The 23,664-nt window shown below is 68.0% G+C and carries 25 protein-coding genes and 1 tRNA gene; 10 read left to right on the top strand and 16 right to left on the bottom strand.

Annotated features, from left to right (window positions below; genetic code table 11):
• Positions 1-16 precede the first annotated feature (16 nt).
• Both AC2YG9_RS20790 and AC2YG9_RS20795 read left to right on the top strand, forming a co-directional pair.
• A complete protein-coding gene (locus AC2YG9_RS20790; RefSeq protein WP_487299911.1) occupies positions 17-616 on the top strand; it encodes a pyridoxamine 5'-phosphate oxidase family protein in 600 nt (199 codons plus the stop codon).
• Positions 617-1,029: 413 nt separating this feature from the next.
• Entirely contained in the window at positions 1,030-1,677 is a 648-nt protein-coding gene (locus tag AC2YG9_RS20795) for a TetR/AcrR family transcriptional regulator (RefSeq protein WP_487299912.1), read from the top strand.
• Here AC2YG9_RS20795 and AC2YG9_RS20800 read toward each other — a convergent pair.
• On the bottom strand, positions 1,674-2,048 hold the full coding sequence (locus tag AC2YG9_RS20800; RefSeq protein WP_487299913.1) for a hypothetical protein: 375 nt from the start codon (positions 2,046-2,048) through the stop codon (positions 1,674-1,676). The genes AC2YG9_RS20795 and AC2YG9_RS20800 overlap by 4 nt on opposite strands.
• A 21-nt stretch (positions 2,049-2,069) precedes the next feature.
• Positions 2,070-2,146 (bottom strand) — tRNA-Arg (locus tag AC2YG9_RS20805).
• Positions 2,147-2,310: 164 nt separating this feature from the next.
• On the opposite strand from AC2YG9_RS20805, the gene AC2YG9_RS20810 reads away from it, so the two are divergent.
• The 3 genes from AC2YG9_RS20810 to AC2YG9_RS20820 all read left to right on the top strand — a co-directional run bounded on the left by AC2YG9_RS20810 (position 2,311) and on the right by AC2YG9_RS20820 (position 5,110).
• Entirely contained in the window at positions 2,311-2,700 is a 390-nt protein-coding gene (locus tag AC2YG9_RS20810) for a response regulator (protein WP_487299914.1), read from the top strand.
• Positions 2,701-3,050: 350 nt separating this feature from the next.
• Entirely contained in the window at positions 3,051-4,358 is a 1,308-nt protein-coding gene (locus AC2YG9_RS20815) for a dicarboxylate/amino acid:cation symporter (RefSeq protein ID WP_487299915.1), read from the top strand.
• Complete coding sequence (locus AC2YG9_RS20820) at positions 4,355-5,110, top strand: thermonuclease family protein (RefSeq protein ID WP_487299916.1); 756 nt, start codon at positions 4,355-4,357, stop codon at positions 5,108-5,110. The genes AC2YG9_RS20815 and AC2YG9_RS20820 overlap by 4 nt, the downstream gene beginning before the upstream one ends.
• Positions 5,111-5,112: 2 nt before the next feature.
• Here the strand turns inward: AC2YG9_RS20820 and AC2YG9_RS20825 are convergent, their stop codons facing one another.
• Positions 5,113-5,997 carry an RNA polymerase factor sigma-32 gene (locus tag AC2YG9_RS20825; RefSeq protein WP_487299917.1) on the bottom strand — a complete coding sequence of 295 codons (885 nt, stop codon included), beginning with the start codon at positions 5,995-5,997 and terminating at the stop codon, positions 5,113-5,115.
• A gap of 104 nt (positions 5,998-6,101) precedes the next feature.
• Complete coding sequence (locus tag AC2YG9_RS20830; RefSeq protein WP_271065969.1) at positions 6,102-6,605, bottom strand: CarD family transcriptional regulator; 504 nt, start codon at positions 6,603-6,605, stop codon at positions 6,102-6,104.
• Positions 6,606-6,968: 363 nt separating this feature from the next.
• Here AC2YG9_RS20830 and AC2YG9_RS20835 point away from each other — a divergent pair, with 363 nt between their 5' ends.
• On the top strand, positions 6,969-7,553 hold the full coding sequence (locus AC2YG9_RS20835; RefSeq protein ID WP_487299918.1) for a hypothetical protein: 585 nt from the start codon (positions 6,969-6,971) through the stop codon (positions 7,551-7,553).
• Positions 7,554-7,633: 80 nt separating this feature from the next.
• A complete protein-coding gene (locus AC2YG9_RS20840; RefSeq protein WP_487299919.1) occupies positions 7,634-8,191 on the top strand; it encodes a hypothetical protein in 558 nt (185 codons plus the stop codon).
• On the opposite strand, the gene fdxA is transcribed toward AC2YG9_RS20840, so the two are convergent.
• From fdxA to AC2YG9_RS20865, 5 genes are all read right to left on the bottom strand, one after another.
• The gene (fdxA, locus tag AC2YG9_RS20845; RefSeq protein WP_487299920.1) at positions 8,188-8,529 is read right to left on the bottom strand and encodes a ferredoxin FdxA; all 342 of its coding nucleotides are present in this window, start codon (positions 8,527-8,529) and stop codon (positions 8,188-8,190) included. The genes AC2YG9_RS20840 and fdxA overlap by 4 nt on opposite strands.
• 111 nt (positions 8,530-8,640) lie before the next feature.
• Complete coding sequence (locus tag AC2YG9_RS20850) at positions 8,641-8,928, bottom strand: RNA-binding S4 domain-containing protein (protein WP_487299921.1); 288 nt, start codon at positions 8,926-8,928, stop codon at positions 8,641-8,643.
• The gene (locus AC2YG9_RS20855) at positions 8,925-11,441 is read right to left on the bottom strand and encodes a helicase-related protein (protein ID WP_487299922.1); all 2,517 of its coding nucleotides are present in this window, start codon (positions 11,439-11,441) and stop codon (positions 8,925-8,927) included. Before AC2YG9_RS20855 ends, AC2YG9_RS20850 begins: the two co-directional genes overlap by 4 nt.
• A 117-nt stretch (positions 11,442-11,558) precedes the next feature.
• Entirely contained in the window at positions 11,559-13,256 is a 1,698-nt protein-coding gene (locus tag AC2YG9_RS20860; protein WP_487299923.1) for an amidohydrolase, read from the bottom strand.
• 211 nt (positions 13,257-13,467) lie between these two features.
• The gene (locus tag AC2YG9_RS20865) at positions 13,468-13,929 is read right to left on the bottom strand and encodes a DUF3617 domain-containing protein (protein WP_487299924.1); all 462 of its coding nucleotides are present in this window, start codon (positions 13,927-13,929) and stop codon (positions 13,468-13,470) included.
• Between the two features lie 231 nt (positions 13,930-14,160).
• Between AC2YG9_RS20865 and rpmB the strand changes: the two genes are divergently transcribed.
• Positions 14,161-14,457 carry a 50S ribosomal protein L28 gene (gene rpmB, locus AC2YG9_RS20870; RefSeq protein ID WP_487299925.1) on the top strand — a complete coding sequence of 99 codons (297 nt, stop codon included), beginning with the start codon at positions 14,161-14,163 and terminating at the stop codon, positions 14,455-14,457.
• Positions 14,458-14,513: 56 nt separating this feature from the next.
• Here rpmB and AC2YG9_RS20875 read toward each other — a convergent pair whose 3' ends face one another.
• Genes AC2YG9_RS20875 through cobT form a run of 3 tightly spaced genes read right to left on the bottom strand, consistent with a single transcriptional unit; the run spans position 14,514 to position 18,564 of the window.
• Positions 14,514-15,656 carry an L-lactate dehydrogenase gene (locus tag AC2YG9_RS20875; protein WP_487299926.1) on the bottom strand — a complete coding sequence of 381 codons (1,143 nt, stop codon included), beginning with the start codon at positions 15,654-15,656 and terminating at the stop codon, positions 14,514-14,516.
• Positions 15,653-16,636, bottom strand: a complete 984-nt coding sequence (locus tag AC2YG9_RS20880; RefSeq protein WP_487299927.1) for an esterase-like activity of phytase family protein — start codon at positions 16,634-16,636, stop codon at positions 15,653-15,655. The genes AC2YG9_RS20875 and AC2YG9_RS20880 overlap by 4 nt, the downstream gene beginning before the upstream one ends.
• Positions 16,633-18,564: a cobaltochelatase subunit CobT gene (cobT, locus tag AC2YG9_RS20885; protein ID WP_487299928.1), complete on the bottom strand. Its 1,932-nt coding sequence runs from the start codon at positions 18,562-18,564 to the stop codon at positions 16,633-16,635. Before cobT ends, AC2YG9_RS20880 begins: the two co-directional genes overlap by 4 nt.
• A 102-nt stretch (positions 18,565-18,666) precedes the next feature.
• On the opposite strand from cobT, the gene AC2YG9_RS20890 reads away from it, so the two are divergent.
• Positions 18,667-18,885 (top strand): flagellar basal body rod C-terminal domain-containing protein, encoded by a 219-nt coding sequence (locus tag AC2YG9_RS20890; RefSeq protein ID WP_487299929.1) that lies wholly within the window; start codon positions 18,667-18,669, stop codon positions 18,883-18,885.
• Between the two features lie 287 nt (positions 18,886-19,172).
• Here the strand turns inward: AC2YG9_RS20890 and AC2YG9_RS20895 are convergent, their stop codons facing one another.
• Genes AC2YG9_RS20895 through AC2YG9_RS20910 form a run of 4 tightly spaced genes read right to left on the bottom strand, consistent with a single transcriptional unit; the run spans position 19,173 to position 22,605 of the window.
• Positions 19,173-20,321 carry a DUF3089 domain-containing protein gene (locus AC2YG9_RS20895; RefSeq protein ID WP_487299930.1) on the bottom strand — a complete coding sequence of 383 codons (1,149 nt, stop codon included), beginning with the start codon at positions 20,319-20,321 and terminating at the stop codon, positions 19,173-19,175.
• A 5-nt stretch (positions 20,322-20,326) separates the two neighbouring features.
• On the bottom strand, positions 20,327-21,472 hold the full coding sequence (locus AC2YG9_RS20900) for a DUF3089 domain-containing protein (protein ID WP_487299931.1): 1,146 nt from the start codon (positions 21,470-21,472) through the stop codon (positions 20,327-20,329).
• Positions 21,473-21,507: 35 nt separating this feature from the next.
• A complete protein-coding gene (locus AC2YG9_RS20905; protein WP_487299932.1) occupies positions 21,508-22,155 on the bottom strand; it encodes a cytochrome b/b6 domain-containing protein in 648 nt (215 codons plus the stop codon).
• A gap of 6 nt (positions 22,156-22,161) precedes the next feature.
• Entirely contained in the window at positions 22,162-22,605 is a 444-nt protein-coding gene (locus AC2YG9_RS20910) for a c-type cytochrome (protein WP_487299933.1), read from the bottom strand.
• Positions 22,606-22,729: 124 nt separating this feature from the next.
• On the opposite strand from AC2YG9_RS20910, the gene AC2YG9_RS20915 reads away from it, so the two are divergent.
• Positions 22,730-23,632, top strand: coding sequence for a MerR family transcriptional regulator (locus tag AC2YG9_RS20915; RefSeq protein ID WP_487299934.1), 903 nt, complete (start codon positions 22,730-22,732; stop codon positions 23,630-23,632).
• Positions 23,633-23,664: the final 32 nt, after the last annotated feature.

Here is a 23,664-nt window from a genome sequence, read left to right on the forward strand (position 1 = left end):
GCAGGGAGACGCCGCCATGGCCGGTCCGTTCTACCACGCAGGCAACCGCGCCCTGCAGGACGCGTTCGAAAGTCGCCGCATCGCCAACAAGCTGGAACAGCTCAAACGGACCGAGTTCACGCCGGACGACCAGGCCTTCATCGAGGGCTCGATCTACTTCTTCCTCGCCACCGCCGACGCCGGGGGCCAGCCGGACTGCTCGTTCAAGGGCGGGCCGGCCGGCTTCGTGCAGGTGACGGGCCCATCGGAGCTGGCCTTCCCCGACTATGACGGCAACGGCATGTTCAAGAGCCTGGGCAACGTCACGGTCAATCCTCAGGTCGCCCTGCTGTTCATCGCCCTGCACGGCCCGCCACGGCGGCTGCGGGTCAATGGTGTGGCCCGGATCGACCGCGCCGATCCGCTGATGGCCAGCACCGTCGGGGCCCAGCTAATCGTTCGCGTGCAGGCCCACGCCATCTTCCCAAACTGCCCGCGTTACATCCCCGCCCTGGAGGTGGCCCAGGAGTCGGTCTACGTCCCGCGCCCGGGCGAGGCGCCGGTCGAGCCGGCCTGGAAGAGCTTCGACATCTTCAAGGACGACATCCATCCCCGGCAGCCGACCTTCAAAGGCTGAGGGGCAAAGGCTGAGGGGCAAAGGCTGAACGGAAAAAGGGCGACGGACCGTGGTCCGCCGCCCAATGGCTCCTGAGGAAAGCTGGGAGCTAGAACCGCTTGGTGATCGAGACGCCGTAGGTGCGGGGCTCGAGCAGGAAGATGTTGGTGAACAGGCCCGAGGTGTCGTCGGTCAGGTACTGGTCGGTGATGACGGTCTCGTCGGTCAGGTTGCGGACGAACAGCTGGGCCGACAGTCCCCAGTCCTCCTTCTGGCCCGTGAGCGGCCCGGGCGCGGGATCTTGCGTGGCTGCAAGGTCGTCTGCATGCGCGTCCCTCCCAAGACGGCCGCTAACTGAAACATGTTCTAAATTTTACGGGTCGCGGTCAAGCCGTCCAGTTTGCTAGGCAGGATCAGGACCAGGCGGGGCGAAGATGAGCAGGCGCGAGGAAGCCAAGGCCGAACGGCGCCGCCGCATCGTCACGGCGGCCCGCGAGCTGATCCGCGAGACCGGCGATGCGGGCCTGTCGATGCGCGCCATCGCCGCCCGGGCCGGCGTCAGCCTGACCACCCCCTACAACCTGTTCGGCTCCAAGCGGGCCATCGTCGTGGCAGTGCTGGAGGACGTGCGCACTTTCCAGGACCGCTTCGCCGGCCTGGGCGAACTGGACGTCATCGACCGCATCTTCCAGGCCGTGTCGATCTCGATGACCTACTATGCCGAGGACGAGGCCTTCTATCGCCCCCTGTGGACCGAGGCCCTCGACACCAACGGCAAGGAGCTGCGCATGACGCTCGGCTCACCGCGCCGCTACGACTTCTGGCGCGGTCTGATCGACGAGGCTGCCGCCAGCGGGGCCTTGCTGCCCGGCCTCGACCCCGACCTTCTGGTGCGCGGCCTCGAGCGCGTGTTCGGCTCGACCATGCTGTCGTGGGTCCTGGGCTCCATCGAAACCGCCGACCTCGAAGCCACCGCCGGCTTCGGCTATGCCCTGGCGCTGCGGGGCGCGACGGTGGCCGCGCAACATCCGAAGATCGAGGCCCGGATGGCGGCCTGTCAGCAGGCGTTGCTGAAGCCCTAGGGCTTGGCGGGGCAGCGGTATCGAACCATCGGCGCCTCGGCGGCCTGGTCCACATCGGTCAGCTGTTTGCCGTCGGGCGACAGGCGGAACTGCGCGGTCGTCATCCACGTCTCGCCTTCACCGGACAGCTCAAGGACGAGCGCCAATTCGAAGCGGCCCCGGGTCACGGCTGCCAGGACTGGCCCGCCGCTCTCGTAGTAGCCGACCTCTCTCTTACCGATGACGAGGCGGGAGTCGTTCATCCCGGTCCCGCAGTCCTCGAGCGTCGCGTTCCACTCGCCCTGAAACTGTTTGGGCACGGTGCGGGGCGCCTGAGCCGCGGCCGTTATCGGCAAACCGGCCAACAGAAGCGTCAGAATCATGATGCGCATGACGATCTCGGCGGAAGTGGGTGGCGGCCCCGGAGGGACTCGAACCCCCGACCTTGGCTTTAGGAAAGCCCTGCTCTATCCGGCTGAGCTACGGAGCCGCACTGGCGCCCTGATAGCCTCCAAGGCCCCCGCGTCACAACCCCGCTTGGCCGGACGTTGCGGCGGAATGGCGCAACTTCGATATTCATATCGGCCGTCACAGGTTTCTTAAGCCTGATGCCCCCAATTTGATCGCATAGCGTAAGGGAACCCCGGAAGCGGTATGACGAGCAAGGTCCTGATCATCGACGACGATCCGCTGCTGCGCGCCATGGCGGTCGAACTGCTCACCGAGGCCGGCCACGTCTGCGACGTCGCCGAGGATGGCCGGATCGGCATCGCCAGGCTTGAGGCCGGGGCGGTCGATCTGGTCCTGCTCGACATGATCATGCCCAACATGGACGGGGTCGAAACCCTCGGTCAGATCAAGGCCCGCTGGCCGGACCTGCCGGTGGTGGTCATGTCGGCCGGCACCCGGACCATGGCCATGCAGAGCCTGCTGAGGCTGGCCGCCAACCTCGGGGCCGACGAAGTGATGCAGAAGCCGCTCAAGCGCGACGTCCTGCTGCCCCTGGCGGAGCGGCTGCTGGGCGCGGCCTCGCAGGCGGCCTAGAGGTTCACCCCTTCGGACGGACGCCTTTCCTGCAGCCGCCCGTGACCATGCCCCGTGGCGGCGGATCAATATGTCTAGACATATTCACCTGCCTTTTCAGGCGTTGGCGGCGTCCCGCGGCGCCGGCGTCTCGGATGTAGGCATGGACGGGTCAACATTCCCCGCCTGCATGTCAACGCGGACGCCTACCCGGCGCCTACATTCACAGCCCCCGCCGCCACGCCAAGTCACGGAATTTTCTGGAGAACCGGCGCCGCGCGGCGCCTTGCGGTCCGACCCCGCTGTATAATGTTGGTCCGCTTCGATAGGCCCGGCTATCGTGACCGCCACACCTAGCCCGGGGAGGGGTCATGCGCTTCTTGCGCGTTCTGTACGTCCAGGTCCTGCTGGCCATCGCGCTCGGCATCGCCGTCGGCGCCATCTGGCCCGGCCTCGGCGGCGACCTCAAGCCGCTGGCGGACGCCTTCATCAAGCTGATCAAGCTGGTGATCGCCCCGGTCATCTTCTGCACCGTGGCCGCCGGCATCGGCCATATGAGCGACATGGCGCGGTTTGGCAGGGTTGGCGCGCGGACCCTGACCTATTTCCTGGTCGTCTCCACCTTCGCCCTGCTGATCGGCCTCATTGTCGGGCTGGTGGTCCAGCCTGGGGCGGGGATGAACATCGACCCGGCCGCCATCGATCCGGCCAGCAAGGCGGCCAAGGCCGTCGCCGGCTATGCCGACAAGGCGGCCCACGCGCCGGGCCTCGCGGAATACCTGCTGCGCCTGATCCCCGACACCTTTGTCGGCGCCTTCGCCGACGGGGCCATCCTGCCGGTGCTGGTCATCGCCATCCTGACCGGCTTCGCCTGCGCCCGGCTGGGCGAGTTCGGGGCCAGGGTGTCCGGGGTGCTGGAAGACATCGCCAAGGTCTTCTTCTCGATCATCCATATCGTGGTGCGTTTCGCCCCCATCGGCGCCTTCGGGGCCATGGCCTACACCATCGGCGAGCATGGTCTGGGCAGCCTGGTGCAGCTGGGCAAGCTGATCCTGACCTTCTACGCCACGTCCCTGCTGTTCGTGCTCATCGTGCTGGGGGGCATCGCCGCCTGGGCCGGGTTCAGCCTGATCAAGTTCCTGCGCTACATCCGCGAGGAGCTGCTCATCGTGCTCGGCACCTCCAGCTCGGAATCGGTGCTGCCCCAGATCATGGAAAAGCTGCAGCGGCTCGGCGCGTCGAAGTCGGTGACCGGCCTCGTCATCCCGACCGGCTACAGCTTCAACCTCGACGGCACCAACATCTACATGACCCTGGCCATCCTGTTCCTGGCCCAGGCGACCAACACCCACCTCGACGGCTGGCAGATCGCCAGCCTGCTGGGGGTGGCGGTGCTGACCTCCAAGGGCGCCGCGGGGATCACGGGCGCCGGCTTCATCGCCCTGGCCGCGACCATTACCGAGGTCCAGACCATCCCGTTGATCGCCCTGGCGGTGATCTTCGGTATCGACCGCTTCATGAGCGAATGCCGGGCTCTGACCAACCTGGTCGGCAACGGCGTCGCCACCCTGGTCATCGCCCGCTGGGAGGGCGATCTCGATGTCGCCCACCTGCGGGCTGAGCTTGATCGCGGCCCGATCCCGGCCGTGAAGGAACCGCTGATGGAGCCGGCCCCTTGATCCGAGTCCTTGCCGTCGTCGTCGCCGCGCTCTGCCTGACCGCCCCCCTTGGAGGATGCGGCGACGCCGCACGGCTCGACGCCCTGGCCACCCAGGGCAAGGCCAAGGTGGTCGAGGTCGTCACCGGCGACATGGTCCGTCTGTCCGACGGCGAAGACCTTAAGCTGGCCGGTATCACCGCGCCCAAACTCGACGAGCCTTATGGCGAGGCCTCTCGCGAGCGGCTGGCGCAGATGGTGCTGGGCCAGGAGGTCGAGCTGATGTCGGCCGGAGCGGCGCGCGATCCGTTCGGCCGCAAGGTCGCCCAGCTGCGGCTGGCCAAGGGGCGGCGCTGGGTGCAGGGCCGGATGCTGCGCGAGGGGGCGGCGCGGGTGCGCACCTTCCCCGACAGCCGGGCCCTGGCCAGGGAGATGCTCCGTCGCGAGGGCGAGGGCCGCAATGCCAAACGGGGGCTGTGGGCCCTGCCGTCCTACCGGGTGCTGATCGCCCGCGAGGCGGCTGCGACGGCCCCGGGCTTTGCCCTGGTCGAGGCCCAGGTCGGCCAGGTGCGGACCGGCGCGGACTCCCGCCTGCTCAATCTCGGCCACGGCCTGTCGGCGGTCATTCCCGCGCGGGCGATCCAGGATTTCGACAGCGCCGGCCGTTCGCCGGCCTCGTTGGAGGGGCGGCTGGTGCGGGTGCGGGGCTATCTGCGCGACGGCCAGCTACGGCTCGATCACCCCGAGGCGCTCGAGATCCTCAATCCCCAATAGGGTCAGGATGTACCAACCAGGGCGGCCAGGGCGGCCGGGCTGAACTCGTTCTGCAGGGCGCGGCGCAGCTTCTCCAGCGCTCCATGCTCGACCTGCCGAATCCGTTCCTTGGAGACGCCCATCTCCTCGCCGAGCGATTCCAGCGTCCGGGGTTCGTCGCTGAGCCGGCGGGCCCGCACGATGGTCAGCTCCCGCGGCGACAGCACGGTCAGCGCCCTGGCCACCGCGCCGGCCCGGGCCTCGCCGTCGAGGGTCTCGGCGGCGGCCTCCTCCGGATCGGGCCGTTCGTCGGGCAGGAAGTCCTGATAGGCGTCCTCGGCCCCGGCCGTGATCGGGGCGTTCAGCGAGCGGTCCTGGGCCGACAGTCGCGAGGCCATGGCCTCGACGTCATCCTCTTCGACCCCCAGTTCGATGGCGATGGCGACCCGCGCCTCGGCCGTCAGCCGGCCTTCCATGTCGCCCAGCCGGGCGCGCAGGCGGCGCAGGTTGAAGAACAGGCTCTTGCCGGCCGCCGTCGTGCCGGTCCGCACGATCGACCAGTTGCGCAGCACATAGTCCTGCATCGCCGCCCGCACCCACCAGCCGGCATAGGTCGAGAAGCGCACCGCCCGGTCCGGCTCGAACCTGGCGGCGGCCTGCATCAGGCCGACACTGCCCTCCTGGATCAGGTCGCCGAGCGGCAGGCCATAGGCCTTGAACCGCCCGGCCATGGCGATGACCAGCCGCATATAGGCGCCGGTCAGTTCATGCAGGGCTTCCTCGTCCTGGCGTTCCTTCCAGCGGACGGCCAGCCGATGTTCGTGATCAGCCTCGAGCATGGGCATGCGCATCGCGCGCCGGATGTACCGTCGCTCTGCTGTCTCGGCCGTCACTGCTTCTCTCGCCATGAGGCGAGGTACGCAGGGGGTGTGCGTGTGGATCACAGCCGTTCAAAGAAAAACGCCCGGACCTTTCGATCCGGGCGTTTGTCCGTCTTCCGAAGAAGAACCGCCTACGCGGCCTTCTGCAGGCTCTTGGTCAGCAGGTTGACGGCGGCGTCGCGGTCGATGCGCTCGACGGCGGCGACTTCCCGGGCCATGCGGTCCAGGGCCGATTCGTACAGCTGGCGCTCGGAGTAGCTCTGCTCCGGCTGGTTCTCGGCGCGGTGCAGGTCGCGGACCACCTCGGCGATCGAGACGAGATCGCCCGAGTTGATCTTGGCTTCATACTCCTGGGCGCGGCGCGACCACATGGTGCGCTTGACGCGGGCGCGGCCCTTCAGGGTGGTCAGCGCCTTGCTCATCACGCCTTCCTCGGCCAGCGAACGCAGGCCGCTGGTGGCCGCCTTCTTGGTCGGGACGCGCAGGGTCATCTTCTCGTGGTCGAAGGTGATCACATAGACTTCCAGAGACATGCCGGCGACTTCCTGGGTCTCGACCGCCTGGATCGAGCCAACGCCATGGGCGGGGTACACAACGTGGTCGCCCACGGAAAACGCCAGACCGGTCTTGCTCATAGTCTTCCTTCTCCATCACCTCCGCGGAATTCGCGGAGCACCTGCTCCCCACGAAAACTCTGGTCACGACGCGAAAAAGCCCCAGGCGCTGAAGTGGCGCGGGCTCAAACTGTCATGCTCAAAAGTCTTCTAGGACACCCTTCGCCTTCGTCCGGGCGCGCCGTTCGGGAGCGGCTGTTCTTGAACCGAGGCGCGAGCAGGAAAATCCCACCGCGTCGAGGGTGTATTAGCACAAAATTCAGCCGAATGAAAGGTTTGCGACAAACAGCGGCCATGGGACGCCCGGTCAAGCCGACTCCCCCGGTTTTGGGGGTGGCGCGGGGATCGGCCTCCCTATGCTGGCGCGGCAACCCCGGAGGTTCCATGCGCCCGCTCGTCCTGACCGCGTTTTTCCTTGCCCTGCCGGCCGCCGCCGTCGGCCAGGCGCCGCAACCGAAGGCTCCGCCCATCGAAGTGCGGGCCATGACCACGATGGCGACCATCTGCACCGACTACACAGCCGGCAAGCCGACCGAAGGCCTGGTCCGCCAGGCTGTCGCCGCCGGCTTCTATGAGGACCCCATGGTCAAGGGCGACGACCAGAAGGGCTACATCTACATCTGGACCGTCGACCGCAACCAGTGGCCGGTGAACACCATCCAGCTCACCTTCGGGCCGGACAAGACCAAGGGGAACCGCTTCTGCCAGGTGAAGGTCACGAGCGGGGATGTCGAAGTTCCGCGCCTGCTGGGCATGGTCAAGCGCTACGCGACGACGATGGCCAAGCCGGCCTTCGCCCAGATCGTGGATCGCCAGTCGGCGCCCGATGAGGAAGGCGACCGCTGGACCAGCCTCTACGAGCGTCCGGGCCAGCAGCTGTTCGTGGACGACCGGCCCCAACCCGAACAGCGTCACGACCCCTTCTGGTTCAAGGATGTCGTGACCGTTACGCTGATCAACGAGAAATAGGGCCGCGGGTCTGCCCCCGCTTCGGAGGGTAGCTCGAGCCTGCGCCCCTGCTATCCTTCCGGGACTGTTGCGGAGGTTCCATGCGCCGTCTCGTCCTGGCCGTCCTGTTGCTGCTCGTGCCTCTGACCCCTGGCGCCGCCCTGGCCCAGGAGAATGCCCAGGATCAGGCCATGACGAGCCTGCTGCTGGTCTGTCAGGGCCATGCCAATGGCGACTCGGTCGCGACCCTGGTCGAACGGGCGCGGGGCGGCGGTTTCCTGCGAGACCCCGACAAGGGCGGCATCCTCGGCGAGACCCTCACCTGGGAGAAGGGCGGCCGCCAGGTGCGCATCCATCTGTGGCGGGCGCAGGCCGAGCGGCCGCAGACCTGCCGCATCGAGGTCGACCACGGGCTTGTCGATACGGCGGCGCTGGCGAAAGAGGTTGGTGACTGGGCGTTGGCGACGCGGCCGCCCTATGCGGTGGCGGACATTCCGGCCGATCCGTTGGCTTCGATGTTCGGGCCCAGGCCCGCCGTCCGGACGGTCTATAGGCGCCCGGGCGAGCGGCTGATCGTCGAGCAGTTCAACCCGCCCGGGCCCGACGCCAGCCTCATGGACATGGCCCACGCCGTGACCATCACCCTGGAAATCCGCTAGCTGCCCTTGCCGGGCTTTTCGCTGAAGTACTTCTCGAACTTGCCCGTCTCGCGCTCGAAGGCCTCGGCGTCGGCCGGCGGCTCGCCCTTGAGGGTGATGTTCGGCCAGATCTTGGCGAAGTCGGTGTTGACCTTCAGCCACTTGCTGTCGGGATCGTCCTCGGTGTCCGGCTTGATGGCGTCGACCGGGCATTCGGGCTCGCAGACGCCGCAGTCGATGCATTCATCCGGGTTGATGACCAGGAAGTTCTCGCCCTCATAGAAGCAGTCGACGGGGCAAACCTCGACGCAGTCCATGAACTTACATTTGATGCAGGGATCGGTGACGATGTAGGTCATCAGGCGCTCTAAAGGCGCGCACAGGAGATCGCGCGCGCGGGATCGGATCGTGGAGGCGCGTCATCCGATGGGGGAGGGCGCCTTGTCAATGCGGCGAGGCCTCGCGGCCGCTCAGTTATTCTCCAAGGTCGTATAGAGCGAGCGCGCTTCGCTGGCCGGCCCGCGCCGTTCGCCGGTCTGTTCCAGGCGCACGGCGATGAGCCGGCCGCCGAGGGCGAAGACCAGTTCGTCGCCGATGTGAAGGGTGCGGCTGGGCTTGTCGAGGCGGGTTTCGACGCCGCCGCGGGTCATGCGCACGCGGCTGTCCTCGAGGAATTTCGCGGCGATCGTACGGCTTTTGAAAAAGCGCGCCCGCCACAGCCAGACATCGGCCCGGCAGCTGTCGGCCGCGTCGCTCACGGCTTGGCCGTCTTCCGCCGGGGCCGCCGGACCTTCGGCTTGCGCTCAGGCATCCGCAGTTGCGCAAGGGCCGCGAAGGGCGAGCCCGGCGGCGGGCTGACCGGCGTCGGGACGGCGGCTTTGGCGGCGCCGCGCCGGCGCCAGGCGATCGGTGCGTCACGGTTGATTGGGGCGTATCCCAGGCCCCGCAGGATGTCGCCCGCTTCCCTGGTGCTCCAGCCGAGGTTCGCCAGCAGGGCATCGGACACCACCGCGCCCCCCGCCTTCTGCGGCGCGGCCCGCAGGGCGGCGTCCAGCCGCTCCAGTGTTTCGACTGGCACAGCCAGCCCGCCGACCGCCATCAGGCCGCGCGCCGACAGCGCCTTGGCATCGACCGCGCCGGGCTGCAGACGGCTGACCTTTCCCGGCGCCGGTCCCGCCGTGTCGGCCTGGATCGACTGGGCGAAAGTCTGGGCCTCCTCGCTCAGCAGGCCGGGCAAATAGAGGCTGAAGGCGCCGATACGGACGCCCAGGCTGCGCAGGGCCCGCCGTTCAGCCTGGCTCAGCACCTTCATCTCCGCCTCGACCTGGCGGCGCGGCAGGACGCCGCCGTTTTCCAGCAGCCGGTGCGCCAGGCCTCGGGCCAGTCCCCGCAGCCCGCCCTCGCTCATCGCCGTCTCCAGCGCCGCCAGGGGCGAGAGCTTGCGGGCCCGCTCATGGGCCAGCCAGGCCTCCAGCCGGCGCTGGGCCCGCTCGCGCGCCGGCACGGGACCCAGCTCGCCGAGCAGCCTCACCTTGCCGGCGCTGTCCAGCCGCCCGGCCGCCGCGCCGCGCCACAGGACCATGCCGTCCGGCGTCAGGTTGAAGGCCCCGTCTTCCTCCGCCGCCAGGGCGCCAAGCCGTTTGGCCACCTCCGGCGCCACGGCCCGCTGGGCGGCGCCGCGCAGGGCCTTTTCCTCAAGGCTGGTGATGGCCCTGGGTTGGTCGAACACCACCCCGCTCAGCTTGCCGACGTAGTGGCCCTCGACGGTCACCGTGCCGTCGTCGGCAACGCCGGCCATCATCGTCTCGCGGTCGCCCAGTTGGCGCATCAGCACGCTGGTCCGCCGGTCGACGAACCGGGCCATCAGCTTCTCATGCAGGGTATCGCTGAGCCGGTCCTCCAGCGTCCGCATGGTCGCCTGCCAGAAGCCGGGGTCGTGCAGCCAGTCGGGCCGGTTGGCGACGTAGGACAGGGTGCGCGTCGAGGCCAGCCGCGCGGCCAGGGCGTCGATCTCGCCGTCAGTGCGGTCAAGGCTGGCGAACTGCCCGGCCATCCACTCGTCCGGAATGCGCCGCCGGCCGCTGGTCAGGTCGTTGAAGATGCGGCGCAGCAGGTTGAGGTGATCGTCGCTGGCGATCTTGCGGAAGTCCGGTGTCTGGCAGACCTCCCACAGCTTCTCCAGCTGCGGCCGGGCCTTGGCCCGGTGGGCGATCTCCGGATCCTCGGCCAGCCGCTTCAGCGTCTGCTCGTCCAGCGCCTCGGCCGACAGCTTCAGCCCCTCGCGCTGCGGGGCCTCGTCCAGCGTCCTGATCAGCGTCGCCATGCTGGTGAAGTCGAGTTTGCTATTGCGCCATTCGGCCGTGGTGATCGGCTCGAACTGGTGGTTCTCGACCCGCTCGACCAGGTCCTCGTCGATCTCATCCGCCTCGCCCGTCACCCCGAAGGTGCCGTCGCGGCGGTAGCGGCCGGCCCGGCCGGCGATCTGGGCGATCTCGGTGGCGTGCAGCCAGCGGGTCCGCTTGCCGTCAAATTTGCGAAGCCCCGCGAAGGCGACATGGTCGACGTCCATGTTCAGCCCCATGCCGATAGCGTCGGTGGCGACCAGGAAGTCGACCTCACCCGACTGGTAGAGGGCGACCTGGGCGTTGCGGGTGCGGGGGCTCAAGCTGCCCATGACAACGGCGGCGCCGCCGCGCTGGCGGCGGATCAGCTCGGCGATGCCGTAGACCTGGTCGGAACTGAAGGCGACGACGGCGCTGCGCCGCGGAAGCCTGGTAAGCTTCTTGGAGCCGGAGTAGGTCAGCGAACTGAACCGCTCGCGGGTGACGATCTCGGCCTTGGGCAGCAGCCGGCGGACCAGGTTCACCATCGCCCCGGAGCCCAACAGCATGGTCTCGTGCTTGCCCCGGGCGTGCAGAAGCCGGTGGGTGAACACATGGCCTCGCTCAGGATCGGTGCACAGCTGGATCTCGTCGATGGCCATGAACTCGACCTCGCGGCCCAGCGGCATGGCCTCGACGGTGCAGACGAAATAGTTGGCGCGCGGCGGGACGATCTTTTCCTCGCCGGTGATCAGCGCCACCTCGCGGACGCCTTTCAGCGCCACCACCCGGTCGTAGATCTCCCGCGCCAGCAGGCGCAGGGGCAGGCCGATCATGCCGCTCGCGTGGCCGCACATCCGCTCGACGGCCAGATGCGTCTTGCCGGTGTTCGTAGGGCCCAAAACGGCCGTAAGCCGGGCCGGCGCCTGGCCGGTCGAGCGGTCACTCATGGCCTATAGGTGGGGCCGGCCAACGAGTCGGGCAAGCATCGACGCGGTCCTCCAGGCAGTTGCGCGACGATCAACCTCAGGCGGGAGGCAAAAGTTCCGACCGATGCCCGCCGTGGGTCACCGCGCGTCGTGGACGATCCGCCCCTTGACCACCGTCAGCACTGGCTTGGCCTGCATGATCTGATCTTCGGGGACGGTCAGCAGTTCGCGGGAGAAGACGGTGATGTTGGCCGGGCTGCCCTTGACCAGCCGGCCCCAGCCGGCCGGGCGGTGGTCGGCCTGGGCCGGGTTGAGGGTAAAGAGGTCCAGAGCCTGGACGCGGTTCAGCGCCTCTTCCGAATGCCAGGTGGAAGCGGAGAAGCCCTTCAGGTCCTTGCGCACGGCGGCCGCGTAGTACTCGATCCTCGGATCTCCGACCTCGACAGGAGCATCTGTCCCACCAATGACGAGGGCGCCGGCGTTGGTCAGGCTGCGCCAGGCATAGGCGCCCTTCAGCCGGTCGGGGCCCAGGCGGTCGGGGGCGAAGAACAGGTCGCCGATGGCGTGCGAGGGCTGCATCGAGGCGATGACGCCCAGCTGCTTGAACCGGGGGTAGTCGACGGGGTTGACGATCTGGCTGTGCTCGATGCGCCAGTGGACCTTCTTGGCGCCTGCGGGGTCGGCGGCGAAGGCCTCGGCCATCCAGGCGAGAACCTGGCGGTTGCCGGCGTCGCCGATGGCGTGGAAGGCGATGTCTGCGCGGACCTTCAGGGCCTGTTTCAGGATGCGCAGCGCCTCGTCATGCTGGGCGATCTGCAGGCCGCTGGTCGCCGGCTGGTCGCTGTAGGGGGCCAGCAACAGGGCCCCGCGCGAACCCAGTGCGCCGTCCATGTAGAGCTTCACCCCGCGCACCCGGACCATGCCGGTCGGGTCGCTGTAGGGGCCGCGACGCAGGACCTCGGCCGAATCTTCGGGGGTCATGAAGACGTCGACCGTGATCGGCAGCTTCTTCTCGGCGGCCAGTTCGAACAGGGCCTTCACGTCGTCGGCCTCGGTGCTCATGTTGGCGCCGCCGGTCCAGCCGCGGGCCGCATAGAGGTTGACCGCCTTCTCCAGCGCCTCGCGCCGTTTCGCGTAGGACAGCGGAGGGAGCTTGGCGCCGATCAGGCTCTGGGCGTTGTCGATCAGCATGCCGGTCGGCTCGCCGGCGGCGTCGCGCTCGATACGGCCGCCGCTCGGGTCCTTGGTGTCTTTCGTGATGCCGGCCAGGGCCAGGGCGGCGCTGTTGAGCACCACCGCATGGCCGTCCGACCGCTCCAGCACCACCGGACGGTCGGAAACCACGGCGTCGAGATCGGCTTTGGTGGGGAATCGCTTCTCGGACCAGTGAGTCTCGATCCAGCCCCGGCCGGTCAGGGGCTCTGACCCGGGATGGTCGGCGCTCCAGGCCTTCACCGCGGCCGTCAACTCAGCGACCGACTTCACCTGGTCGAGGTTGAGGGTCATCTCGCGCAGGCCGACGCCGGTCAGGTGCGCGTGGCTGTCGACGAAGCCCGGATAAGCGGCGGCGCCCTTCAGGTCGATCTGGGGCAGACCCTTGGCCTGCGCCCTGGCGGCGGCCAAGGCGCCGGCGAAGACCACCTTGCCGTCGCGCACGACCAAGGCCTCGGCGGGAATCACCTGGGTCGAGCCGTCGGCCTGTGCCGCGCCGCCGTCGCTGAAGATCGGCCCGCCAAACATCAGGAAGTCATCGCCGTCATTGCTGCCCGCCTGGGCCGCACAGCCGGCAAGGATCAGGGCGCCGATAGCGGCCAGCGGACGTAGGAACTTGTGCAAGGCGTGGCCCCGAAGAGAGTCGTTGTTTTCCGCAGGATAGCACGGGCCGGCTCGTGGACGCACTTGGCAGAGGGAGCGGTTAACGTCGCCGGGTGCGACACGCGAACAGGCGCGAAACGAATCAGGACCGAATCAGCGACTTCGTCCGATTCGGCATTTGTTCCCTACAAGCTATTGTATCTTAACGTCGATTAACCACAAGCCTGAGCGTTTACTTGGCCTTCTTCGGCGGCTTGGGCGGGCAGGTCGGACCGATCCAGGTGGCGTCGATCGAACCGGTCGGCGTAACCGGCAGGCCGATGATGCTGGTCTTGATCTTGGCGTTGAGGGTGAAGTGCTTGGGACTGTAGGTCCCCGACGCCGTCACGAACGCCTTGCGCCCGCGTTTGTCGACACAGGTGCCCTGGAACTCCGCCCTGCCGTTCGCGACATTGCGGGTCGGGTAGGTGCATTTGTAGTGGCGGTTGCTGGGGCCGCTGAAGAACTTGTCGATGTCCTTGGGCAGGACGCACTTCTTCTCGACACTTGAGGAGGAAACGCCGTAGCTGACCTTGCTGCGGTACTCCCAGTAGCCGGGCAGGATGGTGTTCGTCGCCTGGCTGGAGGCGACGGCCGGGATGGCCAGCAGGGCGACTGTGGCGATGATGGCGGCCGGGCGGATCATGTCGGGCATCGAGTTCTTCTGGGGCTCCAGAGCAGCAGGTCTTGCGGTTCTCTCGTATAATGACGGCGCATGAATGGCGGCTGAAGCCCTCTCTCGTCATGGGCGTGATCTAGGCGCTCAGAGAGTCGTTTCTGAATCGGCTCAAAGGGTTGACGTTTCCCCGCCCTTACCCCTATAGACGCCCCTCTCGTGCGCAGGGGTTCCCTGGCGCGCCCGAAATTCTATTGCGAAGGTTCCAACATGTCGCGTCGCTGCGAACTCACCGGTGTCGGCCCCATGGTCGGCCACAACGTGAGCCACTCGAACATCAAGACCAAGCGCCGCTTCCTGCCGGCCCTGGCTCCCGCCACCCTGGTCTCGGAAGTGCTGGGCCAGTCGTTCAAGCTGCGGATCACCAACGCCGCGCTGCGCACCCTGGACTTCAAGGGCGGCCTCGATCCCGTGATCGTCAAGCTGAAGGACGAGGACCTCTCGCCCCGCGCCCTGAAGATCAAGCGTGCCGTGAAGGCCAAGCTGGCCGAAAAGGCCGCCGCCTAAACCAGGCCCGCTGAGATTCTGAAAGACGGCCCCGAGGCGACTCGCGGGCCGTTTTTCTATTGCGCCAGCAGGCTCTCGTCGGCGTCCCGCACGTCGGTGCAGCCGGTCAGGGCCATGGCCATCATCATTTCCGAGCGGAGAATTTGCAGCACGTGGGCCACGCCCGCCTCGCCGCGCGCCGCCACCGCATAGGCCCAGGCCCGGCCGAGGAAACAGCCCTTGGCCCCGCTGGCCAGCGCCTTGACCACGTCCAGGCCTGAGCGCACCCCGCCATCCATCAGCACGGTCAGCTTGTCGCCCACCGCATCGGCGATCGGGGGCAGGGCGCGGATGCCGCTCAGCACCCCGTCCAACTGGCGGCCGCCATGGTTTGACACCACCAGGCCGTCGGCCCCGCAACGCGCCGCCTCTTTTGCGTCCTCCGGGTCGAGCACGCCCTTGATGACCAGCGGCCCCTTCCAGTGCTGGCGGACCCAGTCGATGTCCTTCCAGGTCAGGGTCGGGTCGAAGTTCCTGGTCACCCAGGGCCAGAACTCCATCACCCCCTTGGCCTCAGGGATAGCCGGGGCGATGTTGCCAAAGGTGTGCGGCCCGCCGCGCAACATGACGTCGATCAGCCAGTCGGGATGGGTGATTCCGTCCCAGGCCCGCTGCAGCCCCATGAAGGGCGAGGTCGATCCGAACAGGCCGGACCGCACGTCGCGGTACCGCGCCCCCGGCACCGGCAGGTCGACGGTAAAGGCCAGCACCGGACAGCCCAGCTCGCCCACCCGCTCCAGCAGGGCCTTCATGTAGCCCCGGTCCTTGATGATGTAGAGCTGGTACCAGGGCGCCATCCCACCATCGCGGGTCACCTCGGCCGCGTCGCAGATCGACAGCGACGACAGGCACATGTTCACCCCGGCCGCCTTCGCCGCCTTCATCGCCTGGACCTCGCCGCGGCGGGCATACATGCCGGCCATGCCGATCGGCGACAGCACCACCGGCATCGACAGCTTCTGGCCAAACAGCTCGGTGGAGAGCGAGATCTCCGACACGTCGCGCAGCACCCGCTGGCGCAGGGCCAGGTCCTGGAAGTCGGCGGTGTTCCGCCGCAGCGTCTCCTCGGCATAGGAGCCGCCGTCGATGTAGTCGAACAGCACGCCGGGAATGCGCCGCTTGGCCAGTTCCCGATAGTCGGTGACGCAGGCTGGGGTCATTTGCGGCCCGTCCAGTCAAAGACCAGCAACAGCGTCTTCTGGCTGGGGCTGGCGTTGTCGTCGCTGAGCAGCAGGATGCGCGTCCCGCCGGTCGGCGAGGCGACCAGGGCGACCCCCTCGATGTTGTCGGTGGTCAGCGGAGCGTTGAGCACCAGCCGCGCCATCGGCTGCGGCTGACGGCCCTTGAGGGCGGCGAGGGCATAGACCGAGACGGTGATGCGCGAGCCCCGGACCGGGTCCCAGGCGCGGTGCACCGCGACGACGCTGCCGTCCTGGAAGGGAGCGAGGGCGGTGAGCCCGTATTCGAGGTCCGGGCCGTTGAGCACACTGAAGGCGGTACAGGCGGCGCTGAGCCTGCAGAGCCAGACCTCGCCTTCCTCGGAGCCGACCAGATAGGCGTCCGGACCGGCGAAAGGATACTCCGTCAGCCCCTCCATGCCCTCGTTGGCGGAGAACAGGTTGCCGGGCTGGGGGGCGGGAACCGGCGGACCACCCGCGGCCGGATAGCGCCAGATGCGATGCTCCTGCTCGAAGCTGACCAGCCGGTCGCCGTTGGACAGCATGGCCAGGCCTTCGGCGTCGCCCTCGGTCTTGCCTTGAACGGGCTGGCCGTCGGGACGTTTGAGGGGCCAGAGCTTGCCTTCGGTCAGGCCGCTCAGCCGGGTGTCGGCGTCGAACTGAAGCCGGGCTTCGAACAGGTCGCCAAAGTCGCTGATCGCCACCAGCCGGCCGTCCGGGGTGATCTTCAGGTCCGACAGGCCGTGCACCCGGTTGGTGACGGGATCGGTGATCGCCACCCCGCCCATGTAGGTAAAGCCGTTCTGGTTGACGCGCGCCGGGTTGGCAGGATCGATGACCACCGGCGTGGTGGTGATCTGGATGTCCGGTCCGGCCGGCTGAGGCTTGTCCGGCAGGGGCGGGGCCGGCGTGGCGCAGGCGCTGAGCGCCAGGACCGCCGCCAGGCCCGCCAGCCGTTTCACGACAGCGCCTCCTGCACCGCGGCGAAGGTCGTGGCCTTGATCGGCGGCGGCACGACCGTCGGCGGCGCGGCCAGCAGCCCTCGCGCCTTGGCCACCCGCTTGGGTTCTTCCTCGAACAGCGCGGCCAGTTGTTCGACCAGCACCCCGCCCAGCTGTTCGACATCGACGATGGTCACCGCGCGGCGGTAGTAGCGGGTCACGTCATGGCCGATGCCGATGGCCAGCAGTTCGACCGGGCTGCGGTTCTCGATCTCGCCGATCACCTGACGCAGATGGCGCTCCAGGTAGTGGCCGCTGTTCACCGACAGGGTCGAATCGTCGACCGGGGCGCCGTCGCTGATGACCATCAGGATGCGGCGCTGCTCGGGCCGGCTCATCATCCGGTGGTGCGCCCACATCAGCGCCTCGCCGTCGATGTTCTCCTTGAGCAGACCTTCGCGCATCATCAGGCCAAGGTTCTTGCGCGCCCGCCGCCAGGGGCTGTCGGCCGACTTGTAGATGATGTGGCGCAGATCGTTCAGCCGCCCGGGCGAGGGCGGCTTTCCGGCCTTGATCCAGTCGTCTCTGGAGATTCCGCCCTTCCAGGCCCGGGTGGTGAAGCCGAGGATCTCGACCTTGACGGCGCAGCGCTCCAGCGTCCGGGCCAGGATGTCGGCGCAGACCGCCGCCACCATGATCGGCCGCCCGCGCATCGAGCCCGAATTGTCGATCAGCAGCGTCACCACCGTGTCGCGGAAGTCAGTGTCGCTTTCCTGCTTGAAGCTCAGCGGCGCGGTCGGGTCGATGATGATCCGAGGCAGGCGGGCGACGTCCAGCATTCCCTCTTCCAGATCGAACTGCCAGGACCGGTTCTGTTGCGCCAGCAGCCGCCGCTGCAGCTTGTTGGCCAGGCGCGAGACGACGCTGGAAAGGCTGGCCAGCTGCTGGTCGAGATAGGCCCGAAGCCGCGTCAGCTCCTCGGGATCGCACAGCTCTTCGGCCGGCTCGATCTCGTCGTGGGCGGTGGTGAAGACCTTGTAGGCCGGCTCCGGTTTGCCGGAGTCCTTGGGATCGGGCCGCGCGGGCTTGGCGCCGTCGCCCATCTCCGGGGCCTCGTCGCTCATCTCGGCGTCCTGGTCGTCCTCGGTCTCGACGGCCTGTTCCTCGCCGTCGTCCTGGTCGCTGTCGGTGGTCTCGGTCTCCTGCATCGAGGAGCCTTCCGGCGACTGGCCCTCGCCGTCGCCTTCGCTGTCGTCCTGCTGTTCCTGCTGTTCTTCGCCCTGCTCGTCCTCTTCGCCCTCGGTCGGGTCGGCGCCCTCGTCGCCCATGTCGAGGTCGCGCAGGATGGCCCGGGTCACCTTGGCGAAGGCGGCCTGGTCGTCGATGTTGCTCAACAGCTTGTCGAGGTCGGCGCCGGCCTTGGCCTCGATCTCGGCGCGGAACATGTCGACCAGCGGCCGCACCGGTTCCGGCGGCCTTTGCCCGGTCAGCCGCTCCCGCACCATCAGGCTGACGATGTCGGCCAGCGGCGCGTTGGCCCGGTCCTGGATGCGGGCCAGGCCCTTGCGCTCGACGGCCAGCTCCAGAACCGTCGTCAGGTTCTTGCGCACCCCGCCCAGGTTGTTGGAGCCGATGGCCTCGATCCGGGCCTGCTCGACGGCCTCGAACACCGCCTGGCCCTGGGGCGAGGCCGGCCGGCCCCGGGCATGGGCGACGGCGTCATGGTGCGCCAGGCGCAGAGCCATCTGGTCGGCCAGTCCGCGAATCCGCGAGGCCTCGGCCATGCTGAGGTCGCGGGGCGGATGCGGCAGGACCGCCCGGTTGCCCGACAGCTGCGGTCCATCGCCCGAAAACACCACCTCCAGGTCCGGCATCTCGGCCAGCGACCGCGCGGCATGGGCCAGCGCGCGCTTGAAGGGTTCGGTCGGGCTTTCGGTCTTGCCGCTCATACGTCCGTTTTAAGCACCGGGGGATGGCGGGGGAAAGGCCGGGAAGCGGATTTACCTTGTTTGAGAGCGTGGACTTAACCGCGCCTCGATATCTCTGGCCCCATGCAGGCGATCAACTCAGCCACCGCCGGCCTCATGGCCGCCACCCAGCGCCTCAACGCCAGCGCCCAGCGCACCGCGTCCTGGGGCCTCGAGTCCAACGTCGACCTGGCCAAGGAAGCCGTCGAACAGGTCCAGGCCAAGGTGGCGTTCAAGGCCAATGCCGAAGTCATCCGCTCGGCCAACGACATGACCGGCGTGCTGCTGGACATGCTGGCCTAGGGGCTATCGAAGCGGACCAACGATTATACCGCGCTCCCGGGATGGGAAGGCGCTGTTTTCGGTAAGGTCTTGATTTGGCGTGACATCGTGGTTGCGGCGGACACGGTGAATGTTGGCGCCGGCGTTGACAGGCCGTAGGCGCCGGAGCGGGGAATGTTGACAGCCGGTGACGGGGCGGCGCCTACGCGGCCAGCGCTGCACGGGGCAATGGGACGTTTCGGCCATTCCAGACGATGAATATGTCTAGACATATTCGACAAGAGATTGAATCGGTTAGGATTTTTCTCTCATCGGGTGTCGCCCCGCGCCGTCTTCCAGCTCTCGGCCTGCGCCTTCGCCACGGCGATCAGGTCGCCCATGCCGATGTTCATATCCAGCGTGTGCAGGCCCCAGAGCGGGTCGTTGTTGTTCTGGTCGCCGCCGATGCTGTCGGTGCGCGGGTCGGCCGGGTCGGCGTTGGTGGTCACCTTCAGATAGCTGTGCCCGCCCTCGCGGACGCATTCGGTGGTCAGCAGGCCGGGCACGGAGACATAGCCGGTCTCGATGGTCTTGCCCTCCACCCAGGGCTGTTTGCCGGCCCCGCTCCTGGTCCGCAGGTAGCTGTGCGCCTGGGCCTTGCCGCCCGCCAGCGCGGCGGGGTTCACACAGGCCGCATGCAGCCCGGCCCCATCGACCCGTCCAAACAGGGTCGCGGGCACAGGGCCGAGGGTGTCGCGGAAGCTGACATAGGAAATGAGACAACCGGTCTGGCCCGGCTTCCAACAGCTGGGGATGGTTCCGAACATGCCCTTGGCGTCGACCGGCACGCTCCAGCCAATCGGCATAGCCCCGACCAGCTGCTTCTGCAGCGGCTTGCCGACGAAGTAGTCGCTCATCAGCCGCTGGACGATCCCGGCCCCCTGGCTATGGCCGACCAGGACGATCCCCCGGCCCTTGTTTTCATGAGCCATGTACCAGTCGAAGGCCGCCTTCACGTCGGTGTAGGGCTGCTCGCGGTCGGCGCCGCTGTCCTGGCCGCTCATCGTCCGGGCCAGGGCGGCCAGGGTCACCTGCCGGTACAGCGGGCTGAAGGTCCGGCAGACACTGCTGAAGCGGGCGAAGTGCACCGCCGCCACCCGGGGCTCGTCGTCCGGGGTCATGTCGCTGTTGGGCGTGCGGTCGGTGGAGATGGTCGGATAGACGTAGAAGCAGTCTATGGCCGGATCCTTCGCCGCCTCGAACGGCTCGACCGTCGTGGTCCCGTCAGCAGCGATCACCGTCGTCCTCAGGTCCTGGGTCGAGCAGGGATCGGCGCGGCCCGGCAGACAGAGCCAGGTCTCCGGCTTCGAATAGTCGTTGGGCGCAAACGTCGCCGGGTTCTGCGCCTGCGCGCAGGCCACGCCGGTGGTCAGGAACAGGGCCGCGCCGAGCGCAAGGAAGGCGGTCTTCACGGCCATGGTTCCTAGTGAGCCTTCTTCCAGGCCACAGCCTGCTGGTGGACGATGTCGACCAGGTCGCCCATGGCCACGTTCATGTCGATCAGGTGCAGGCCCCAGTTGGCGTCCACCTTGCCGAACACGACCACGTCGCCGGGGATGGTGTCGGTGCGGGCGTCGGCCGGATCGGCGTTGGTCGTCACCTTCAGATAGCTGAACTCGCCGCTGCGCACGCATTCGGTGGTCAGCAGGCCTGGCGTGGTGACGTAAGGCGTATCGACCGTCAGATCCTTGGCCCAGCTGGCCGGCGGGGCGCTGCCGCTCAGGGGGCGGTTCCAGTGGTAGGAGACGGGATCACCCTTGCCACCGCCGAGCGCCGCCGGGTTGACGCAGGCGGCGTGCAGGCCGGCCCCCTCGACCTTGCCGAAGCGGCTGGTGGCCGGCGGCGGGACGGTGTCGCGGAAGCTGACGTAGGCGACCAGACAGCCCGTCTGGCCCTTGGCCGAACAGCTGGGGATGGAGCCGAACATGCCCTTGTCGTCGACCGGCACGTTGGTCCCGATCGGCATCACCCCGACAATCTGCTTCTGGATCGGCTTGCCGTCGATCTCGCGCTTGACCAGTTCTGCGATGACGCCCGAGCCCTGGCTGTGGCCGATCAGCACGACGCCGCGGCCCTTGTTCTCGTTGGCCAGATACCAGTCCCAGGCGGCCTTGACGTCATTGTAGGCCAGCAGCCGGTCGGCGCCGGGATTCTGGCCGGTCATGTACTGGCGCAGGGCCGAGAGGGTGACCTGCCGGTACATCGGAGCGAACGGCCGGCAGACGTTCCTGAACCGCGCGAACTGCACCGCCACCACCCGGCGCTCGGCCTCGTCGATGGTCATGTCGCTGTTGGGTGTCGGGTCGGTGGAGACGGTCGGATAGACGTAGAAGCAGTCGATGTTCGACGGGGCGGGCGAGCCCTGCAGGGTGATCTTGTCGCTCTTGCCGTCCTTCTCGACGACTGTCGTCTCCAGGCTGACGCCGCAGGCGTCGTCGGCCCGACCAGGCAGGCAGAGCCAGGTCTCGGATTTCGAATAGTCGTTGGCGGGCGCCGGCGTCTGGGCGGCGGCAAGGCCGGAAAGCCCAAGGGTGGCGAGGATTGTCAGGGCTGTGATCTGGAAATTCATATAGGCCTCCCGCCGTACCGGTTTTTCTGTTGGCCCTAGAATGCCGGGGCCTGGCTGTTGAGCCAATAGAGAATCCCGAACGTCCCCCCGCCCAGCACCAGTCCGACCATCAGCCGCCACAACGGCGCCATGACCGGCGCCTCCACGCCTTCGGCCAGCGGCCCCTTGCCGGTGATCATCGGCCCGACAAGATTCTTCTTCCGCGCCGCATAGAAGCCGATGGCCAGCAGGTGCAGGACGATCAGGCCGAGCAGGACGTTGAACAGCGTCTCATGCCACTCCGCGATGGCCAGACCCGTGTCGTAGTCGACGTATTTGGTCAGGGGCCCGCCCTCGAAGTCCTCATTGATGGCGAAGAGGCCAAGGACCACCTGGCCGACCAGCACCAGCAGCATGGCCGCGACGCTCCAGCCGCCGAGCGGATTGTGCCCCGGTGCTCCAGCCGCGCCGCCCTTCAGGTAGGCGGCGATCCCGGCGGGACCCTTGAGGAAGCCGGAGAACCGCGCCGTCGAACTGCCCGCGATCCCCCACCACAGCCGGAAGACCAGCAGGCCGGCGATGCTGAAGCCGCTGATCTTGTGCCAGTCGAGGTGGCCGTCATGGCTCCACCAGGAGAAGGCGATCAGGGCCGCAAGCAGCCAGTGGAACAGCCGGGTCGGCAGGTCCCAGATCAGCGTCCGCATGGATGCCTACTTGGCCTGGTACTTGTCGTGGCAGCCCTTGCAGGTCCCGCGCACGGCGCCGAAGGCCTCCTGCACCTTGGCGGCGTCGCCGGTCTGGGCGGCGGCGTTCAGCTTGGCGGCTTGGGTGGCGAAGTTCCCGGCGGCGGCCTTGAAGCCCGCGGCATCGGTCCAGACCTCGCTCTTGGCCTTGGTCTTCTCGCCGCTGCTCGGGCCGCTGCCGGCCGGGAACCAGCCGGGCAGTTTTCCGGACAGGGCGTTGATGTTGGCGGCGTAGGTCTTGAGCTTGGCCGGATCCTTGTCACCGCTCAGGGTGTCGTAGAGGCCTTTCATGTTGCCGCCGATCTGCTTCATGTTCGCCTGGCGATCCTTGATCTGGGAGGCGGCGTCCCAGGCCAGGGCGGTCCCTGCGGTGAAGGCGATGGCGAGACCGGCGATAAGGGCGCGTTTCATGAAGAAGCTCCGACTGGCGTTGACTCGAGACTAGCCGCGAACTTGCGGCGCTGAAAAGGCGTCTTGACCCGGCCCCTGGGGTCGCCCCGACTGATGGTGCGGTCAACAGCCCGCGAGGTGAGTCGTGACCCATCGATACTTCAGCCCCGCCGAGGCCGCGCGCCGCCTCGGCGTCTCGGCAAAGGCCCTGCGCCTGTACGAACAGCGCGGCCTGGTTACGCCCGTCCGCACCGAGGCCGGCTGGCGCACCTATGGCCCGGAACAGATGGCCCGCGCCGGCGAGATCGCCGCCTTGCGCGCTTTGGGTTTCAGCCTGACCCAGGTCGCCGGCGTCCTGAAGGGCGAGGCCGCCGACCTTGAGCCGGTTCTTGCGGCTCACCAGGCCGCGCTGGATGCCCGTCGCCATGACCTGGCCAACCAGATCGACCGCGTCCGCGTCCTGCGAGCCCGGTTGGCCGCCGGTGAGGTTCCGAGCCTTTCAGATCTCACCGAACTGGCCCGCGCGGTTGCTGAGCCCGCCGCCGTCTTCGACCTGCCCTGGCCCTGGGGCGGCGAGCGTTTCGAGATGCCGCCGCTCAAGCCCTTGACCTGGCTTGTCGGCCCCCTGGGCAGCGGCAAAACCCGGCTGGCCCTGCGCCTGGCCCAAGAACTGCCGGACGCGATCTTCCTGCCACTGGACCGCGCCTCGGCTGATCTCGAGGCGGCGCTGGAGGCGGACGCGACCGGCCCGCTCGTCGTCGACCTCGTTGAACAGGGCCTCGACCACGCGGCGCAGGAAGCGCTCGCCGACCGCTTGCGTTCGCGTGGCGCGGCGGCGCGCCCAATGATCCTGATGACCCGCTCCAGCATCCTGCTCGATCCTGCCGACACGGGTCCGGACGAGACCATCCTCTTCTGCCCCGCCAACCACAGCCCGCCGATGTTCGTCGTCCCCGGTGGCCCCGGCTTCGAAGCCATGGCCAGCTGCCTGGCCTCGCCGGAGGTGCGTGCGCGTACCGAGGGCATGCGGGCCGTCATCGCGGCCTGATCCGAAAAGTACCGCTCATCCCGACGAAAGTC

This window comes from Caulobacter sp. SRI_014 (assembly GCF_057586315.1).

Excerpts from the sequence above, each read along its gene's own strand:
- AC2YG9_RS20790 (WP_487299911.1), top strand. The coding sequence starts at position 17 with ATGGCCGGTCCGTTCTACCACGCAGGCAACCGCGCCCTGCAGGACGCG.
- AC2YG9_RS20795 (WP_487299912.1), top strand. The coding sequence starts at position 1,030 with ATGAGCAGGCGCGAGGAAGCCAAGGCCGAACGGCGCCGCCGCATCGTC.
- AC2YG9_RS20800 (WP_487299913.1), bottom strand. The coding sequence starts at position 2,048 with ATGCGCATCATGATTCTGACGCTTCTGTTGGCCGGTTTGCCGATAACG.
- AC2YG9_RS20810 (WP_487299914.1), top strand. The coding sequence starts at position 2,311 with ATGACGAGCAAGGTCCTGATCATCGACGACGATCCGCTGCTGCGCGCC.
- AC2YG9_RS20815 (WP_487299915.1), top strand. The coding sequence starts at position 3,051 with ATGCGCTTCTTGCGCGTTCTGTACGTCCAGGTCCTGCTGGCCATCGCG.
- AC2YG9_RS20825 (WP_487299917.1), bottom strand. The coding sequence starts at position 5,997 with ATGGCGAGAGAAGCAGTGACGGCCGAGACAGCAGAGCGACGGTACATC.
- AC2YG9_RS20830 (WP_271065969.1), bottom strand. The coding sequence starts at position 6,605 with ATGAGCAAGACCGGTCTGGCGTTTTCCGTGGGCGACCACGTTGTGTAC.
- AC2YG9_RS20835 (WP_487299918.1), top strand. The coding sequence starts at position 6,969 with ATGCGCCCGCTCGTCCTGACCGCGTTTTTCCTTGCCCTGCCGGCCGCC.
- AC2YG9_RS20840 (WP_487299919.1), top strand. The coding sequence starts at position 7,634 with ATGCGCCGTCTCGTCCTGGCCGTCCTGTTGCTGCTCGTGCCTCTGACC.
- fdxA (WP_487299920.1), bottom strand. The coding sequence starts at position 8,529 with ATGACCTACATCGTCACCGATCCCTGCATCAAATGTAAGTTCATGGAC.
- AC2YG9_RS20855 (WP_487299922.1), bottom strand. The coding sequence starts at position 11,441 with ATGAGTGACCGCTCGACCGGCCAGGCGCCGGCCCGGCTTACGGCCGTT.
- AC2YG9_RS20865 (WP_487299924.1), bottom strand. The coding sequence starts at position 13,929 with ATGCCCGACATGATCCGCCCGGCCGCCATCATCGCCACAGTCGCCCTG.
- rpmB (WP_487299925.1), top strand. The coding sequence starts at position 14,161 with ATGTCGCGTCGCTGCGAACTCACCGGTGTCGGCCCCATGGTCGGCCAC.
- AC2YG9_RS20875 (WP_487299926.1), bottom strand. The coding sequence starts at position 15,656 with ATGACCCCAGCCTGCGTCACCGACTATCGGGAACTGGCCAAGCGGCGC.
- cobT (WP_487299928.1), bottom strand. The coding sequence starts at position 18,564 with ATGAGCGGCAAGACCGAAAGCCCGACCGAACCCTTCAAGCGCGCGCTG.
- AC2YG9_RS20890 (WP_487299929.1), top strand. The coding sequence starts at position 18,667 with ATGCAGGCGATCAACTCAGCCACCGCCGGCCTCATGGCCGCCACCCAG.
- AC2YG9_RS20895 (WP_487299930.1), bottom strand. The coding sequence starts at position 20,321 with ATGGCCGTGAAGACCGCCTTCCTTGCGCTCGGCGCGGCCCTGTTCCTG.
- AC2YG9_RS20900 (WP_487299931.1), bottom strand. The coding sequence starts at position 21,472 with ATGAATTTCCAGATCACAGCCCTGACAATCCTCGCCACCCTTGGGCTT.
- AC2YG9_RS20905 (WP_487299932.1), bottom strand. The coding sequence starts at position 22,155 with ATGCGGACGCTGATCTGGGACCTGCCGACCCGGCTGTTCCACTGGCTG.
- AC2YG9_RS20910 (WP_487299933.1), bottom strand. The coding sequence starts at position 22,605 with ATGAAACGCGCCCTTATCGCCGGTCTCGCCATCGCCTTCACCGCAGGG.